Origin of the sequence: Segatella copri (genome assembly GCF_024330485.1) — a bacterium.
GTDB lineage: Bacteria > Bacteroidota > Bacteroidia > Bacteroidales > Bacteroidaceae > Prevotella > Prevotella copri_L.
On record NZ_JANDWX010000010.1, the window covers coordinates 20155 to 38046 of the forward strand.

A 17892-nucleotide genomic window follows, 5' to 3' on the forward strand; every position below is an offset into this window, starting at 1 on the left:
AAAATTTGGTAGTTAGTGAATAAAGCCGTAACTTTGCATGCTCTTAAGCAGAATAAAGGAAATAGATTAGTAATTAAAAGCAAATATGAATAATCATACGACATCAATAACGACGAACAAGAAACATCACTACCGGGAACTGCTGGCTATCGGCATTCCTATCATCATAGGACAGCTGGGTACCATCATCCTGGGATTTGCTGATACGCTGATGATTGGCCATCACAGTACACCCGAACTGGCGGCTGCCGGACTGGTGAACAATATCTTCGGTCTCGTTTTCGTATCCTATATGGGATTCACCTACGGACTCACTCCTATCATCGGACGGCTCTACGGCGAGGAACGGACTGACTGCATCGGACAGAAAGTGCGCAATGCCTTCTGTGCCAACATGCTGACGGGCTTCATCTTCACCCTCGCCCTCGTTGTGCTCTACCTGAACCTGGGGCACATCGGACAGCCTGAAGAGCTGCTCTCGCTCATCCGTCCTTACTTTCTGGTAAACCTCGCCTCGGTGCTCTTTATGGGCATCTTCTTCACGATGAAGCAATTTCTTGACGGACTCGGACAGACCAAGGTGGCGATGTGGGCGATGATTGGCGGCAACGTAATCAATATCCTGGGCAACTGGGTACTGATTTACGGTGTGGCGGGCTTCCCGGAACTGGGTTTGCTGGGAGCCGGTATTTCGACGCTGGTGAGCCGCATTCTGATGGCGCTGGCGATGGTGGGCATGCTGATGACGGGCAAGAATTTCGGGGAATACAGACGCGATATTCTGCACAGCTCTCTGACCAAGGCTGACTTCAGGGAGATGAACCGGTTGGGCTGGCCTGTGGCGCTGCAGCTGGGCATGGAATCGGCTGCCTTCACGCTGAGCTGTGTGATGGTGGGCTGGCTGGGAACCATTCCGCTGGCGGCTCATCAGGTGATGATTACCCTCTCGCAGCTCTTCTATCTCGTGCTTTCGGGCATGGCGGCTGCGCTGGCTATCCGCGTGAGCCATTTTATGGGACAGAAGGACTACGGGGCAGTTCGCCGAAATGCTTACGACGGGTTCCGTCTGAACCTGCTGTTCTCGCTGTGTATGGGTTTGCCGGTGTTCCTGCTTCGCCATCAGATAGGTGGCTGGTTTAATGATAATGTGGAGGTGCAGGCGTATGTGGCTACGCTGATTATCCTGTTGATGGTATATCAGTTTGGCGACGGACTGCAGTATACCTTTGCCAATGCGCTGCGTGGCATCGCCTGTGTAAAGCCGATGGTGCTCTATGCCTTCATCGCCTATTTCGTCATCTCCCTGCCGCTGGGCTACACCCTAGGTTTCCCATGCGGCTTGGGCATTCTGGGCATCTGGTTAGCCTTCCCGTTCGGTCTGACCATAGCGGGAGAAATGTATCGAAGAAGATTTGAAAAGGAACTGAAGAAGATTGAAAAGGAATAAAAAAAGGGTGTATCATATTCTATTTCTAGAAGTATGAACACCCTTAATATAAACTAACTGCAATTTCCTTTACTCAGCAACCTGCTCAGCACGATCATCTACGTTCTCACCCTCTGTAGGAGCGAGAGTAGCCTTGAAATCGGTGATGCCGTACTTTGCAAGAATGTTATACCACTGGAGGAGCTTCTTGATATCGCTGTCGTGAACACGGTCGCGATCGTAGTTAGGAAGAACCTCAGCAAAATAAGCGTGGAGCTCAGCAACAGGCGCCTTCTTGTAGTTGAAAGTGCTAGGCTTACCCTCTTCCTTCTTGCTTACGCTGTCGAGCACTTCCCAGAGTGGCACCTCATCAGCGTCTGTATACATAGCGATGTCACCAAGGCTTGTTACGCGGTCGGTAGCGAAAGCTGGGATACGCTTGTGAGTCTCATCGAGTGTTTCTACGATGAGGTTTCTGTTACCTCTTGATACCAATTTATAAAGGCCTGGTTTGCCTGCAATTGAAAGGATTGTTTCCATTGTCTTTTCTATTATTCTTTATTATTAATGATATCTAATAATTTTCTTACCTGTGCATCGATATCCTGCTCGCCATCGTTCACGATTTCGAAATCGGAGCGGGCTGCAAGTTCTTCCTGTGGCATGACGGCATCTATCCACTGTTGCGCCTTCTCTGCCGGGATATGGTCACGCTGCATGATGCGCTGGATGCGGACCGGGACGGGAGCCGTTACGCAGACCACGAAATCGAGGTGGATACGACGGTAGAAACCGCTATCGAAGAGGATGGCACTCTCCATCCACTCATAGCTGCTCTGTTCGAAATCGCGCGCCACAGCCGGATGAACCACATCGTTGACAGCCTGCTTGTTAGCCTCGCCAGCCAGCAGAAACTGAGCCAGCACGGGCTTCTGCAAAACGCCCTCTGCACTGTAAACCTGCTCGCCTACCAGCTTCTTCAAGCCAGCCTGCAAGCGGGCATCGGTACGCATGAGCCGCTTAGCCTCAGCATCGCAGTCGTAAACCCGGATGCCCTGTTTCTCCAATATCCGGCACACATAGCTCTTTCCGCTACCTATACCGCCCGTTATCGCAATCTTCATCATAGTAGAAAAACTATCAATTATCAACTATCATTGCTGTTCCAGCAGATAATCTACCGTTTCCAGTTCGAGATGCGCCTTGCTCACCGAGCGTGGCACGCTGCGCAACTGGAGTTTGCACTTGTCAGAAGGGTTGTTAGCCAGATCGTTATAATCTACTACCACCTTAAACTGGCTCGGCTTGATGGTTCTGAAGAGGCTGGCTCCGATGGTGAATCTTACCGCCACTTTAGATGGGAAGGTACGGAGCACCATGTTATCAGGCATGTTGATGGCCGTAACAGGCACATCGACCGACTCTTCGGTAAGCACATCAGGATATACCGCCAGTCGCACCATCTGAGGCACAATCTTCATGCCACGTATCTTCTTGATAGGTACGCTGCGATGAATGGTATCCTGCAGGTTGCGCATGTTGAACGGCTCGATTTCTACCGATTCCAACTGGTCGAGCTGCTTCTTGTTGGCATAAACCGTAACCGTAGACGGCAGGAATTCGGTATGTGCCAGATAATAGCTCTTGCTGGTTGTAATCCTACCTCTGAACACCACAGGCACTCGCTTGGAAGAGCCGTAGGTGAAGAAGAAATCGAATTTTGCCGGCTTGATGGAGATCAGTTTGGTAGAGCCATAGAGCTGGGATGCCACCTGTTTCTGCACATCAGCCATCGGGATCTGTCCCGTTCCCGTTTCCTCGTCGGCATAATTGGCAAACCGGAATGTGAGCGGATGAATCTTGCCTCCGTAAGCATAGGTAACGAGTGTGAATCCCTTATCGCGCACCGTAATATGCACGGTATCAGGGAGTTCTCCGGTTATCACCGCATTGCGGGGCACGCCGGTTAACTGCACAGGAATATTGAATTCTCTCTCGGTAGTCTCATTGAGCGTCATCATCAGCCAGAAGATGCCGCTGAGAGCGAGAAAGAACAAAAAAATCAGAAACTCCTTATTCAGACCACTGAACAGGAAGTTTCTGACAGCTTTTAATATGCTCTTGATACTATGCATTAGGTGTCTGACTAGCTGCATCAGCAAACACGTAGCCCTTAGCTACAGTGATTACCACGCCACGAGCTATCTCAACATCAACGGTATTAGCCTCAAGGTCAACACGCTTAACAGTGCCATAAACACCGCCGCCTGTAACCACCTTGGTACCCTCTGCCAAAGCATTCTGGAACTTGCGGATTTCCTTCTGCTTCTTCTGCTGAGGACGGATCATAAAGAACCACATGATAGCGAAGATAGCTACCATCATGATGAGAAAACTCATGCTGCTACCACCGGCAGCTGCTTGCAATACTAAATTTGTCATGTCGTTAAAGTATTATCTATTATTATTTTATGTTCTATATATAAATAAGGTGTGGCCAGCAAGAAAGACCTCCGTTATTTACTCACCCTCGCCCGGAGCGCGATGAATGCGCGGACGACGGCCGGCTGGGTGCTGGTTGTCCGGGCGCTGTTTGCCGGCATGTTCGCCGTGCTGTGCATGCTGATGCTGCTTGCGCTCAGGCATCTCCTTCTGGATGAGGTTGCGGCTGATGAGCTCGCGGCAGATGCTGTCGAGCATACCGTTAACATAACCGCCGCTGCGAGGAGTGCTGTATGCCTTGGCAAGTTCTACATACTCGTTGATAGTGACGGTAGCCGGGATGCCAGGGAAGTTCATAACCTCAGCGATGGCAATCTGCATGATAATCACATCCATATAGGCAAGACGGGAGAAATCCCAGTTGCGCAATGCCTCGCTCATATAGCGCTGGTAGGTATCGCAGTTGAGGATGGTAGCACGGAAGAGCTTGCGTGCAAACTCTCTGTCTTCAGCATCCTTATATTCCGGCAGCAATTCCTGCTTGGCCTTAGCTTCCGGATCGAAACGCTTGATAGTCTTCAATACGAAAGTATCTATGATATCCTTGTCATCATTCCAGTAGAGGCTCTTCTCCTCGAGGAATGCATCAAGCTCTTCATTATTCTGAATGAACTGCTTGTAGATGCGGCGCCATACCTCGCGGTCGCGGCTGTACTCGTCGAGATCGGCGAGTTCCTCATCAATAGCACCGCTGACATAATCAGCATAGAGATCGCTAGACGTAATCGCAGTATACACTTTGCGCACCATTTCGATATCCTCATCCCAGTTGGAATGCTTAACATCTATCCATTCGAGCAGCATCTTGTTCTCTTCGAGCTGCAGAGCGAACTTATTGAATGCGAAACGTGGTGAAGGTTCCTGCTCACCCTCTCTCTTGGCACGAGCTACATCTACATCGTAGCGCTTGCGTGCCTCCTGGGTGATGGCAACGATGAGCTGCAACATGTAGTTGTACAAATCGTATGACTTGGAGAGACTAAACATCAGCTCCTTTTCAGCGTTCTCCATGTTATGATCGCTGTTTTGATAGTATGCGTAGGTTAACTGCACAATCTTACGTCTTATCAAATCCCTATTAATCATTCTCTAATGTTTTTAAAAGATTCATTTATTAAATTACCTAATACGCTTGCAAAAATACACATTAAATAGGTAATAGACAAGAAAACGGGCAAAAATTTCAGTTTATTTAAGCAAAAAATTGTATTTTCAATATTTTTTCTGCATATAAAACATGTTTTTCGGCAAAAAGTTTGCTCATTCCAAATAATTTTCGTAATTTTGCACCCGCTTTAAGCAAAGCTAATCCGTGTGATGGCGAGTTAAGGCACATTTTTTATTAATAACTTAATTTAGAGTAACACAAAATGAAAGAGATTAATGTAACAGGTCAGAAGCGTACAGACCTTGGCAAGAAAGCTTCTAAGACATTGCGTAAGGAAGGTTTTATCCCATGTAACCTTTACGGTGAGAAGAAGGGCGAGAACGGTGCTCCTGAGGCTATGTCATTCGCAGTTCCATTCGCTGAGTTGCGTAAAGTTATCTACACTCCTCATGTATACGTTATCAACCTCATCATCGACGGTGAGAGCCACACAGCTATCATGAAGGAGATCCAGTTCCACCCAACAACAGACGCTCCTCTGCACGTTGACTTCTACGAGGTTAACGACCAGAAGCCTATCACTATCGGTATTCCAGTTAAGTTGACAGGTCTTGCACAGGGTGTACGTGATGGTGGTCGTATGAACCTCTCTATCCGTAAGATCAACGTTACAGCTCCTTACCAGGTTATCCCTGAGCACCTCGATATCGACGTTACAGAGTTGAAGATCGGTAAGAGCATCAAGGTAGGTGACCTCTCATTCGAGGGTCTCGAGTTGGCTACAAGCAAGGCTGTTGTAGTTTGCTCTATCAAGATGACACGTAACGCTCAGCTCGCAGCTCAGGCTACTGAGGAAGAAGAGGCTTAATCACTGAGTCATCTAGAGATTTTACGAACCTGAGTAAAGCATTATCAAACATTGGATAAATATTTGATTTGTGGGCTTGGTAACCCTGGCGATGAATACGCCGGCACCAGGCACAACACAGGATTTATGGTATTGGACGCTTTTGCTAAAGCGTCCAATATTCATTTTGAGGATAAGCGATATGGCTTCGTAGCAGAGACTACGCTCAAGGGAAGAAAGATTTTCCTGCTCAAACCTACCACATTCATGAACCTCAGCGGTAATGCGGTAAGATATTGGCTGAATCAGGAAAAGATTGACCAGAGCCGACTGCTCGTTATCAGCGATGAGCTAGCCCTGCCTCTGGGTGCTTTCCGACTGAAGGCGAACGGCAGTAACGGCGGCCATAACGGATTGGGACATATCCAGCAGCTTATCGGTCAGAATTATGCCCGCCTGCGCATGGGCATCGGCAACGATTATCCACGTGGCGGCCAGATAGACTGGGTGCTGGGCAAATATAGTGAGGAAGACATGAAGCAGCTGCAGCCGGCCATCGACCTGGGTGTAGAGATCATCAAGAGCTTCGTATTGGCTGGTATCGACATCACCATGAACCAATACAATAAGCTAGGAAAGAAGTAATTATAGTGATTAATTATTAGTGATTAGTGATTAATCTCCATAAGCATTAGAAATCATGAAAGAATCAGCAAGAATAGACAAGTGGCTCTGGGCTGCCCGCATTTACAAGACCCGCAGCATTGCTGCCGATGCCTGTAAGAATGGCCGCGTCATGGTGGGAGGCGTAAACAGAAAGCCTTCCTTCATCATCAAGCGTGGCGATGTGGTGAGCGTAAAGAAAGCCCCTATCACCTACTCTTTCGAGGTTCTCGACTGCATAGAGCAGCGCGTAGGCGCCAAAATGCTGTATGGTGTCTATAAAAACGTAACCGACCCTAAGCAATACGAGCTCCTGGAGATGAGCCGCATCAGCGGATTCGTAGATAGAGCAAGAGGCACTGGTCGCCCTACAAAGAAAGAACGCCGAGCCCTGGATGCCTTCGTAGATCCCGCCATGTTTGGATTTGACGAAGAAGACTGGGACGAAGATGAAGAATAAAATAAAACTCCCCCTACACTTCAAAGAGTATAGGGGGAGTTTTCTTGTGTAGTCATAATTATTTTCCTTTCTTTTTTACTTTGCAAATATACAACATTTTAAGATACGATGCAAAAAAATTGGGATAATTATTGCTAAAAATATACGAAATAGAAACTTATATGTGATATTTGGCTGCTTATTTTAAAATAAAGCTTAAAATATTTGGAGCGAATAGAGAAAAAGCATACCTTTGCACCTAGTAAAAATGATGGAATCAGCATACACACTGATAACTAATCATACTCTATATGAGCATTATAAACTATTAATTTAAAATATTAGAGATTATGAAAAAATTATTCGTTATGGCAGCTATGGTGCTGTCTTCAGTAGGTGCTTTCGCACAGCAGGCTGCAGGTACAACAACTATTCAGCCTAAGGTTGGTTTGAACGTTTCTACAATCGGTGACAACGATTGGAAAGCAGGTTTCGCTGCTGGTGCTGAGTTGCAGTATCAGGCTACAGATAATTTAGGCGTTGCAGTAGGTGCTCTCTACTCTGTACAGGGCTTCAAGGCTAAGGATGTAAAAGTTGCCGGTATGACTTTTGAAGGTGGCAAGTGGAATCCAGGCTATATCAATGTGCCTATCACTTTGAACTACTACCCAATAGCTGGTTTGGCTCTCAAGGCAGGTTTGCAGCCAGGTTTCTTGGTAAACAAGGATGATGCAGAAGACGTTAAGACATTCGACCTTTCTATCCCAGTCGGTCTTTCTTACGAGTACCAGAACATCGTATTCGATGCTCGTTACAACATCGGTGTAACTAAGGTTGCAGACAACTGGGATCATTACAACAACGTAATCCAGATTACTGTAGGTTACAAGTTCGCTCTCTAATCGAGAACTCTTGATAAGACAAAATAACAATCCCCGTTCTTCATTACGAAGAGCGGGGATTTCTTTTTTTCTCGTCATATCTGTTTGAAATAAGCCTCACGTAAACATGAAGTGAGGCTTACTATCGTTTAAAATGAAGCTTACTTCATTTTCTTTTCTAGAACATTCTGCCGCCTGGACGACCACCGCCAAAACCGCCATTGAAAGGACGGCCATGGAAGTTTGGACGGCCACCAGGACCACCAGGACCGCCAGGACCTTCAGGTCCACCCCTACGGGCATCCTTGCCTCCGAAGAGATTCAGGCGGTAAATCACGTGCAGCATCGCATAGCTGTTGATGGCATTATACTCCGTATCCGTGCGTGATGTAGCAGAAATGGCACGAGAGAAGGTGCTCTGCTGACGGAGAATATCGTAGAACTGCAGCATGATGGTAAGAGGCTTGCCCTTCAGGAAACCCTGAGAGAGCTGCGCATTCCATACAAACTCATCCGTATTCATGCTGCTGTCGCTATAACCGCGACGGCTGCTGATAGAGAGGCTTGAGTTCAGACTGGTACCCCAAGGCGCTGTAAGCGTCATGCTTGGTCCATAAGAGAACTGCCAGGTATTGAGGTTGCTGTTAGGCTGCAACTTGTTTGTAGCATGGTTATAATTCAATGTTCCATCGAGCGAAAGCTCCAGCCAGTTGTTGCGATAGCTGAAAGAGAGGCGTTCTCTCCAAGTAGTACTGCGGGTGGTATTCTTCTGGGAATCAGACTGCTTGTCGAGACTCAGATAGCTCACGTAGTTGTTGTAACCCAAGTAGGTGTCGGTATTCAAGTTCCATACACCGGCACTATCGATAGAGCAGTTGAACATAAAGGCTCCCATCACATTCCAGTTGCCATTGATATTCTCAGGTCGGGTGATTCTTCCACCAGTCTTCTCATCGTAGGTCACCTTATTGCTGATGCTATTGTTGGTGGTTGAGAAGTTGATGAAGGTCATGACACCCTTGTTATGGTTCTGCACGAAGTTGTTGTAGAACAATCGGAAGTTCTGGGTGAACGATGGCTTCAATCCAGGGTTACCCTTCGAGATGTTCAGCGGGTCGCTGTTATCTGTGATGTCAAGCAACTGAGAGATGCTTGGCTGAGAGGTGGTACCTCGGTAATTCACGCGCAGGTTGCTCATCTTTGAGAAGCGATAACGGAAATCGAGGGTTGGACTGATATTCGTTACGTTGCGAACGGTATCTACATGCACTCCCTGATATTCCTGGATATACTTCGACTGTTGTGGCTGAATCATCACACCGAAGTTCAAGTTATACTTCTGACGGACGAATCGCATCATCACCTGGATATCGTGATTGTAGTTGCGATACTCAGAGAAACGGCTCAATTCATCATTTCTGTAATCGCCAAGCTGACCGGCAAACGGATTCAGGTAGCTATCCCAACCACGATATTCATGATCGCCATTCATGGCATACTTGCTGAAATCGTAGGTGCTGCGGTCGCTCTTGGAGTAGCTGTAAGTAAACTTATAGCTGAACTGCAGGAAGGTAGCCTTCCAGAGCGGCTCACTATAGGTCAACTGACCCGCATAGCTGTAATTCTTCGAAGGAGTCAGGTTATAGCGGTTGGTCTGATAAGTAGAATCCTTACCCTCCGCTGTCTGTACGAGATAGAGCTTGGCATTGTTGAGCGAGATGCTCTTGCTGTCATTATCCGTATATTTGGCATCCATACGCAAGGTGATGTTGCGTCCCTTGTTGCCCAACTTGCGGTTGATCTGCAGCATACCCCTGATATTGTTATTATCAGAATAGGTGATTCCGTTAGTCAACTGACGGTTCACCATAGCCTCAGCCTTGTCCAACTCCTCAATACCTTCCTCAGAAAGAGGGTCTTTGGAGGTAATGGTATAAGGATCCTTGTTGTAAGAAGCCGACTGGCTGCCACTCAATCCATCGCTGGTACTCCAGGAGATGGAAGGACGGAAGAGGATATTGGTCATGGAATCAGGCATCCACTCCAAGCGGATGTTGCCGTTCCAGCTGTTGCTGCGGGAGAAATTCTGAGTCAAGCTGTTGCTGAACGAAGAGCTGCTACCCATGAAGTTCTCGCTGGAACGACGGCTCCAAATATCGCCATCGCTGTGATTCCAGCGAAGTGAAGTATTGAACTTGAATTTATCTTTCAGTTCGTAATTGTAGTTGGCAGCAATCATCTTACTGGCATTCAACCCGTTAGCACCACCAAAACCTCTGCCAGGGCCACCGCCTCCGAAACCACGGTCGCTGGTGTTATTGGCATTGGCAAAGAGCATGAATCGGTTGTTATCATTGAAATAACCTCCCATGCCACGCATGTTATAGCGGCTCTTGTTGCCCACGCCCAGGTCGATATTGGAAATCAAGCCCTTGTTCATACCCTTCTTCACACCGAAGTCGAGCACGGTCTGCTCCTCGCCATCATCAATACCGGTCACCTTAGAGAGATCACTCTTCTCATCGTATGCCTTGATTTTCTCGATGATGCTGGTAGGCAGGTTCTTCAAGGCAGTCTTGGTATCGCCCGTCATAAACTCCTTGCCATCTACGAGAATCTTCTTTACCTCCTTACCGTTGATCTTGATAGTACCATCATCGCTCACCTCTGCACCCGGCAGACGCTTTACGAGTTCCTCTACTACCGAGCCTTCCGGTGTGCGATAGGCAGAAGAATTGTACACGAAAGTATCCTCCTTCAGAGTTACCTTCTGAGCCATAGCTGTTACCACTGCGCCTTTCAGCATGATAGCCTCAGCACCCAGCACAATCTTCCCCATAGCCAGATCCTTGTTATCAGAAATTTGGATACGCTTCACGGTAGCCTTGTATCCTACGCTCGAAATCTTGAGCAGATACTTGCCATTAGCCGGAGCGGTGACATGAAAGAGTCCGTTCTCATTACTGATGGCACCAGCCACATACGTGCTGTCGCTCTTAAGCAATTGAATAGTTACCTGCTCAATGGCCTCCTTGGTATCGCGGTCGGTAATCTGACCGGATATCAGTCGCTGTTGAGCAAAGGATGCTATTGCCATCAACAGCAGCAGCATCGTCAGAATCGATTTTTTCATTCTTATTTTTAATTTGTTATTATTTCCAACTATGAGTGTTTTCACACATAATCGCTATGATATTCTATTATCATTTTTGTTACTCGATTGTTTTGACGCGTTAAATACACCAAGGTTTAATGCATTCTGAGATAAAAAACGCAAATTTAGCAACTTTTTTTTTGTATTGTCTCCATTTTAGTGTATCTTTGCACAAAAATTAATACGTTAGAATGTTATGGAACAAAGAGTAATCATATCAACCCAACTGGAAAGCGAACTGGTAAGTGCACTTTCTGAGTGTGAGCACGACAAGCTTTTTGTGCTTACAGATACTACGACATTGGAACTATGCATGCCTGTATTGCAGAATTTTTACTGCATGAAGGAAGCCCATATCATCACTATTCCGGCTACCGACAGCCATAAAGACATCGAAAGTCTGATGATGGTATGGAAAGGACTGCAGGAGGGGGGAGCTTCACGCCACTCCTGTATGATTAATCTGGGCGGCGGTATGGTAACCGACCTGGGTGGCTTTGCTGCCAGCACTTTTAAGAGAGGTATCAACTTTATCAATATTCCTACCACACTGCTGGCTATGGTAGACGCATCGGTAGGTGGAAAGACAGGCATCAACTTCGGCGGACTGAAGAACGAAGTAGGTGTGTTCAACGATTCTAAGTTCGTTATTCTCGATACAGAATTTTTAAAGACGCTTGATGCAGAAAACATCTGTTCGGGCTATGCAGAGATGCTGAAACACGGTCTGATTTCTACAGAAGCAATGTGGGAAGAACTGGTCAGTTTCGACCTCGACAAGCCTGATTTGAAGCTGTTGCAGCGCATGGTAGGCGACAGCGTGAAGGTAAAGGAGCGCATTGTAGAGCAGGATCCTCACGAGCAGGGCATCCGCAAGGCGCTGAACCTGGGGCATACTTTCGGTCATGCGTTTGAGAGCTGGGCTTTGAAGCGCAAGCCTATCCTGCATGGTTACGCTGTGGCATTCGGCCTGATTCCAGAACTCTATCTGAGTGTTGCCAAAACCGGATTCCCTACTGAGAAGATGCGCCAGACCGTAAACTTCATCAAGGAATTCTATGGTACACTGGATATTACCTGCGATGACTATGATGAGCTCATCGAACTGATGCATCATGACAAGAAGAACCAGAATGGCATCATCAACTTCACGATGCTGGGCGGCATAGGCGATATCCGTATCAACCAGACAGCTACGACAGAAGAGATCAAGGAAGCACTCGACTTCTTCAGAGAAGGATAATTCAGCTAAAGAATCTTTCTTCAGAGAATCCCTTTAAAGAAAGATAGAGCGCTTCGGCTTTCCGGTTTCGGTAAGCGGGAGATGCTCTACATGAAGGAATTCCCTTGGAATCCAATATTTATGATCAGATAAGAGGCGGCGAACAGTCGCCTCTACTTTTTCTATCTCCTCATCTTCCGTCAGGAGGACAGCAATCTCTCCAAACTTCCCGTCTTTCTTCTTGGCTATCATGAAAGGTTTTTCGAGATAAGGCTTCAACAGAGCCTCAACCTCTTCTATCTGTATCTTGATACCTCCGCTGCAAATCACATTGTCTTTTCTGCCTTTGATGCGAAAACGGAGTTTTTCCACCTTATTATATATATAGGATTCTATTTCCACTATATCGTTCGTTACCAGGGGTTCAGCACAGACCTGCGGAGCATCTATCACCAGACAACCTTCATCGGTCTGACTGATTTTCACACTATCGAAAGGCTGGTACCATTCGCTGGCCTCAGCACCGTTAATTCTTCTCAGGGCAATATGCGAGAGCGTTTCGGTCATTCCGTAGGTACTCCAGATGGCAATATCGCCGGGAAGAGCCTTCAGTTTCTGTTCGAGAGCCTCATCTATGGCTCCGCCACCGATAATAAGATGCCTGATGCGGCAGAGACGAGCCCGCTCTTCAGGAACCTGCAGGGTATTATAAACCTGCATCGGGACCATCGCAGCAAAGGTAATCTCTTCATTTACATCTTTCAAAGGATGCCCACTTGGGCAAACAGAAATAAGATGGAGATGGCGCTCTATACTCCGCACCACCACCATCTTACCTGCAATATAATCGAGCGACATACAGAGCAAGGCACTGTCTCCAGGTTTCAATCCCAGGAAATCACAAGTGATGCGGGCTGAGTTGAGCATTCGCTTCTTCTCTACCATCATCGGCTTGGGCTTGCCTGTAGAACCACTTGTATGAACAAGCACCCGGTCGCTACCGTTATTCCATTCTGAAAGGAATTCTTCTAAAGTCATTTTACAACAAACAGTTTGTCACCACGAATCTCCAAAGGCATCGGTATATTATCAGTAAAGAGCTGACCGGTGCCCAAGCCTTGCGGCATCTTGACATTAGGACCATATACTTTAGCAGCATAATGAGCAATAGCATTCAGACCGATATTACTCTCAAGAGCAGAAGTAATCCAACTGCCGATACCGCGCTGATTAGCCAGTTCTATCCACTCGTTGCATCCATAGATGCCACCATGAAGTGAAGGTTTGAGGATGATATACTGAGGACGGACCGTATCGAGCAAAGCCTGCTTCATACTCCGGACATTCACACCAATCAACTCCTCGTCCAGAGCGATAGGAAGCGGTGTTTCGTGACAGAGCTGGGCCATCTTAGGCCACTGATGCTGCTTGATAGGCTGCTCTATCGAATGAATGTCATATTTAGCCAAAGCCTCCAGCTGGCTCATCGCATTCTCCGGCAAAAAGCCGCCATTGGCATCTACACGCAACTCAACCTGCTCCTTGGTATACACATCACGGATGCGCTTGATGAGATCGAGTTCCTTGAAGAAATCGATGGCACCGATCTTCAGTTTCACGCAATGGAAACCCGCCTGGAGTTTCTCCTCCAACCGGGCCAGCATCTCCTCATAGGTTCCCATCCACACCAAACCGTTGATGGTGATACCTTCTTCACCTCTTCCGAAAGGAGAATCGAAGAGATCTGTCAGGTTCTCCATTCCGGCTGGAACAGAAACCCCTTTCTGCTTCAACATTTCTGAAGAAGAAGATGCTCCTTCAGCAGGAACAATCTCCAAAAACTTCTTCGCTGCATCGAAGAACGAAGCGAAGGCTGTTTCCAAACCGAAGGTGATGCTAGGGTAAGCACGAATCATATCGTAAGGAATGCGTCCCATCTGCTCCACCATCTGACAAACCTGTCGCAGGGTCATCTCATATTCCGGTTTGGCATCGCAACTGAGATCAGGGAGCGTAGCACACTCTCCCACTCCCTCTATCCCCGGCATTTCATCCGAGGTGAGAGTGAGATAATAACTGTGTCTCGTGGTATATACCCCACGAGACGTGCCTGCCGGCTGCTTGAAGTGGAGCGTGCGCTCCGAGATTTCTATCTTATACACTTTATTTAAATGTTAAATGTTGAATGTTAAGTGTTGAGTGTTGAATTATCCTTCCTCACTTACTTCTTCTGTTTCAATTCATACAGATCCTTGCGGCGGTCGCGAAGATTTCTTACAGCACCGTAGGTATGGAGCTCATTCAAGAGATTCAGGTCAACATCTGATACGAGAATCATCTCGGTATTAGGTGTTGCCTCTGAACGCTTGCCATCGTTAGGGAAAGCAAAGTCGCAAGGGGTGAACACGGCGCTCTGGGCATACTGAATATCCATGTTGTGAACACGTGGCAAGTTGCCCACACTACCCGCAATGGCTACATAGCACTCGTTCTCGATGGCACGCGCCTGAGCACAGACTCTTACTCGGGAGTAAGCATTCTGGGTATCGGTCATGAATGGAACGAAGAGAATCTGCATGCCATCCTCAGCCATTAATCTTGACAACTCAGGGAACTCCACATCATAGCAGATAACGATACCAATCTTACCGCAATCGGTATCGAAGGTCTGGATATGGCTACCACCACTCAATCCCCAGCACTTCTGCTCATCTGGGGTAACATGAATCTTCTCGTACATATCCACGCTACCATCTCTGCGGCAGAGGAAACCTACATTATAGAGAGAATCGTCCTTGAGATAAGGCATACTACCCGTGATGATATTGATGTTGTAACTGATGGCCAACTCGCGGAAACGGTCACGGATTTCTTCGGTATACTGCGCCATCTTTCGGATGCTCTGCGCCTCACCCAAATCATTGAAACGAGCCATCAAAGGCGCATTGAAATACTCTGGGAAGAGGATAAAATCGCTCTTGTAATCGCTCACAGAATCAACGAAGAACTCAACCTGTTCGAAGAGGTCATCCACCGAAGCGTATGGGCGCATCTGCCACTGTACCAGGCCGATTCGCACGGTTGGCTTGCGGTCTACATAAGAATCCGTAGGTGGCTGATAATAGATATTATCCCACTGCAAGAGGGTAGCGCAGTGTTCGCTCTCCTCATCGCTAGGAAGATAGTTGCGGATTACGCGGCGCACGTGAAAATCATTGGAAAGCTGGAAGGTAAGAACCGGGTCATAGATTTCACGGTTTCTTACATGCTCGATATACTCCTTAGGGCGCATCTTATCGGCATACTTGTGATAGTTTGGTATACGACCGCCAAACATGATAGCCTTCAAGTTGAGCTTCTCGCAGAGTTCCTTGCGATACTCATACATACGGCGAGCCAGGCGCAAACCACGATAATCAGGGTGGATAAATACCTCGATGCCGTAAAGAATGTTTCCCTTAGGATCGTGGGTATTGAAAGTTTCATTACCCGTAACCTGAGCATAGGTATGATCGCCCTTCACCATATTATAATTGACGATGATAGAGAGCGCACAGCCCACAATCTTATCATCAACGATAATAACCACCTGTCCCTCAGGGAAGATAGTAATGAGTTTCTTAATCTGTTCTTTTGTCCAGAATACATCTGAGTCTGCATAAATACGCCTAAATGACTTGGCAAGCTGATCATAATCCTCCATACGGAGGTTGCGCATGCCTACCTTTTCGATTTTTCGAGTTGGTTCCATAACAACTGTATTTTTATTATTATCTAAATCCGGGTGCAAAGATACAGCAAATTATAGATACGACAAAGAGTTTTCGCAAATAATTGACATTTACGAAAACTCTTTTCATGTATTTTACACAAAGAGCGCGTTTACGCTTAAAATCAGATGCTAATATTTGGCATTTTCCTGTGGAATCGCTTTATCATGATCATCCAGATAAAACAACTTCACAGGATGATACTTCTCACTTGCCACAGAATATTCATCCTGGCGATAACGGGTCAGGATGCCTCCTATCCCCAACATCGTATGAAAAGCCGAAAGACTCGTCTGTACCTGTTGGGTACGATGACCAGACAAAGTTTTCAGTATTCCCGGATATTGTTTTCCATAACCATCTGATGTCCAGATGATGAAAGGAACATGCAGCTCATAATCAGATGCCTTCGGGGCGGCGTGCAGAAAGAGGCGACGGTCATCATCAAAGATATTCTCTCCATGGTCGCTGGTATAGAGCATCGCCGATGTAGGTTGGCTATATACCCCATCCGTCTTTGCCTGAGTCTTCTCCCATTTCTGCAGACGTTCAACGATACCATGCAGGATATAATCGGTATACCGGATGGTATTATCGTATGCATTCAGCAGGTCACGCCGGTTCTCCGGCTTCGCTTCGCTCTTACTGTCAGGTTTAAAGAAAGCGAAATTACGGGGATAGCGCTCCTGATAATTAAAGTGAGAACCATAAGTATGAAGTACCACGAAGAGTTTCCGATAACGGTATTGCTTGGATGAAGAGGCATCTGCCGCAGGCAATATCCCATCCAACTTCTGCAACAAATCACTATCATAATGATTATCTTTTGCAGAAGCACCTTCCTTCAGGAAGTAATGTTCATCAGCCTGTTCGCCAAGGAAATCAATAAAAGAATGATTAGGCAGCTGATTGCTGATAAATACGGTATGAAATCCCGCCTCCCTGAAAGCAGCCAGGATACCTTTCTCATGAAAGAGACGTTCGAAATCCTCTGCTGATGCAGCCGACAGGAGCATAGGAACACTCTTATGCGTAGTATTACTCTGGGTTGTAGCATCGGGAAAAGCTATGATTCCAGGAGTCTTGGAAAGCAAAGGATTGGTATCGCGCGGATAGCCATAGAGACTGAAATTGTGGGCTCTCGCCGTCTCTCCCACCACCATCACATACACCTCGGGAGCCTCAGCATCATGCTCGCTCCTGGCATCAAACCTGAAATTCCGGCTTGCCTCCCTGTAATTTTCTGAAGCCGCATCACGCTCGAAAGCAAGATAGAGATTATAGCAAACGTTAACAGGATAAAACTGATTGCGCAAGCGATAATCATCTACAGCCACATAGCAAGCCAGCAGACAGAATAAACCGACAGCAGCTATCTCCAAAGCCCAACGACGCACTCGATGCTGGAGTTGAACCACTATCATCCCTTTCTTGCTGATATTGACAATAGCCAGAACCAGCAAAGGAAGATAAACCACAAAAACACCCACCACAGCAGGCAACAGATTACCAAGCAGTTCCTTCACCTCGCCAGGATTGGTAGTTACAAGATTCAGAAACATATCTACCGCTATCACTCCCGTCCCGAAGAGATAAAGCAATACCAGTTGGAAGGCAGCGAAAAAAACAAAAAGAAAAGCCCACCAGATCATCTTACCCGGGCATCTGGTTAACGAAAAGAACCACATGTAGAGTGCCAAAGGCAGCAACACATTGGCACCACAAGCCCAAGGAGCCAGACATTCGGTATAGCACAGAGCTATATTAGGCAACAACAATGCTACCACAGCATACCCGTAAAGGAATGCGCCCGATGACACCTTATTATATATAGGCAACACCACCTTATTATATATATCCGTAAAACTGTTCATTCTACT

The 17892-nt window shown here is 47.0% G+C and carries 16 protein-coding genes; 6 read left to right on the plus strand and 10 right to left on the minus strand.

Annotated elements, in window-relative coordinates:
- The first annotated feature begins 85 nt into the window (after nucleotides 1-85).
- Nucleotides 86-1447, plus strand: coding sequence for an MATE family efflux transporter (locus NNC77_RS07485; protein WP_217745833.1), 1362 nt, complete (start codon nucleotides 86-88; stop codon nucleotides 1445-1447).
- A 69-nt stretch (nucleotides 1448-1516) separates the two neighbouring features.
- Here NNC77_RS07485 and NNC77_RS07490 read toward each other — a convergent pair whose 3' ends face one another.
- From NNC77_RS07490 to nusB, 5 genes are all read right to left on the minus strand, one after another.
- Nucleotides 1517-1966 (minus strand): DUF5606 family protein, encoded by a 450-nt coding sequence (locus NNC77_RS07490; RefSeq protein ID WP_022121573.1) that lies wholly within the window; start codon nucleotides 1964-1966, stop codon nucleotides 1517-1519.
- Between the two features lie 11 nt (nucleotides 1967-1977).
- Complete coding sequence (gene coaE / locus NNC77_RS07495; protein WP_022121572.1) at nucleotides 1978-2550, minus strand: dephospho-CoA kinase; 573 nt, start codon at nucleotides 2548-2550, stop codon at nucleotides 1978-1980.
- Between the two features lie 30 nt (nucleotides 2551-2580).
- Complete coding sequence (locus NNC77_RS07500) at nucleotides 2581-3561, minus strand: CdaR family protein (protein ID WP_217745832.1); 981 nt, start codon at nucleotides 3559-3561, stop codon at nucleotides 2581-2583.
- The gene (gene yajC, locus NNC77_RS07505) at nucleotides 3554-3868 is read right to left on the minus strand and encodes a preprotein translocase subunit YajC (RefSeq protein ID WP_006847301.1); all 315 of its coding nucleotides are present in this window, start codon (nucleotides 3866-3868) and stop codon (nucleotides 3554-3556) included. The genes NNC77_RS07500 and yajC overlap by 8 nt, the downstream gene beginning before the upstream one ends.
- Nucleotides 3869-3946: 78 nt before the next feature.
- Complete coding sequence (gene nusB / locus NNC77_RS07510) at nucleotides 3947-5014, minus strand: transcription antitermination factor NusB (RefSeq protein ID WP_153081244.1); 1068 nt, start codon at nucleotides 5012-5014, stop codon at nucleotides 3947-3949.
- Between the two features lie 284 nt (nucleotides 5015-5298).
- On the opposite strand from nusB, the gene NNC77_RS07515 reads away from it, so the two are divergent.
- From NNC77_RS07515 to NNC77_RS07530, 4 genes are all read left to right on the plus strand, one after another.
- Entirely contained in the window at nucleotides 5299-5904 is a 606-nt protein-coding gene (locus tag NNC77_RS07515) for a 50S ribosomal protein L25/general stress protein Ctc (protein ID WP_022121569.1), read from the plus strand.
- 51 nt (nucleotides 5905-5955) lie between these two features.
- Nucleotides 5956-6528, plus strand: coding sequence for an aminoacyl-tRNA hydrolase (pth, locus tag NNC77_RS07520; protein WP_153119338.1), 573 nt, complete (start codon nucleotides 5956-5958; stop codon nucleotides 6526-6528).
- A gap of 55 nt (nucleotides 6529-6583) precedes the next feature.
- Nucleotides 6584-7006 (plus strand): RNA-binding S4 domain-containing protein, encoded by a 423-nt coding sequence (locus NNC77_RS07525; RefSeq protein ID WP_118254006.1) that lies wholly within the window; start codon nucleotides 6584-6586, stop codon nucleotides 7004-7006.
- A gap of 329 nt (nucleotides 7007-7335) precedes the next feature.
- A complete protein-coding gene (locus tag NNC77_RS07530; RefSeq protein ID WP_217745831.1) occupies nucleotides 7336-7887 on the plus strand; it encodes a porin family protein in 552 nt (183 codons plus the stop codon).
- 157 nt (nucleotides 7888-8044) lie between these two features.
- Here the strand turns inward: NNC77_RS07530 and NNC77_RS07535 are convergent, their stop codons facing one another.
- Entirely contained in the window at nucleotides 8045-10999 is a 2955-nt protein-coding gene (locus NNC77_RS07535) for a TonB-dependent receptor (RefSeq protein ID WP_218486825.1), read from the minus strand.
- A gap of 217 nt (nucleotides 11000-11216) precedes the next feature.
- Here NNC77_RS07535 and aroB point away from each other — a divergent pair, with 217 nt between their 5' ends.
- Nucleotides 11217-12263 carry a 3-dehydroquinate synthase gene (gene aroB / locus NNC77_RS07540; RefSeq protein WP_218486826.1) on the plus strand — a complete coding sequence of 349 codons (1047 nt, stop codon included), beginning with the start codon at nucleotides 11217-11219 and terminating at the stop codon, nucleotides 12261-12263.
- A gap of 33 nt (nucleotides 12264-12296) precedes the next feature.
- Here aroB and NNC77_RS07545 read toward each other — a convergent pair whose 3' ends face one another.
- From NNC77_RS07545 to NNC77_RS07560, 4 genes are all read right to left on the minus strand, one after another.
- Nucleotides 12297-13280: an AMP-binding protein gene (locus NNC77_RS07545; RefSeq protein ID WP_218486827.1), complete on the minus strand. Its 984-nt coding sequence runs from the start codon at nucleotides 13278-13280 to the stop codon at nucleotides 12297-12299.
- Nucleotides 13277-14404, minus strand: a complete 1128-nt coding sequence (locus NNC77_RS07550) for an o-succinylbenzoate synthase (RefSeq protein WP_218486828.1) — start codon at nucleotides 14402-14404, stop codon at nucleotides 13277-13279. The genes NNC77_RS07545 and NNC77_RS07550 overlap by 4 nt, the downstream gene beginning before the upstream one ends.
- A gap of 59 nt (nucleotides 14405-14463) precedes the next feature.
- Nucleotides 14464-15993 (minus strand): carbon-nitrogen hydrolase family protein, encoded by a 1530-nt coding sequence (locus NNC77_RS07555; RefSeq protein WP_118155096.1) that lies wholly within the window; start codon nucleotides 15991-15993, stop codon nucleotides 14464-14466.
- Nucleotides 15994-16143: 150 nt separating this feature from the next.
- Nucleotides 16144-17886, minus strand: coding sequence for a sulfatase-like hydrolase/transferase (locus tag NNC77_RS07560; protein WP_254970471.1), 1743 nt, complete (start codon nucleotides 17884-17886; stop codon nucleotides 16144-16146).
- Between the last annotated feature and the right edge of the window lie 6 nt (nucleotides 17887-17892).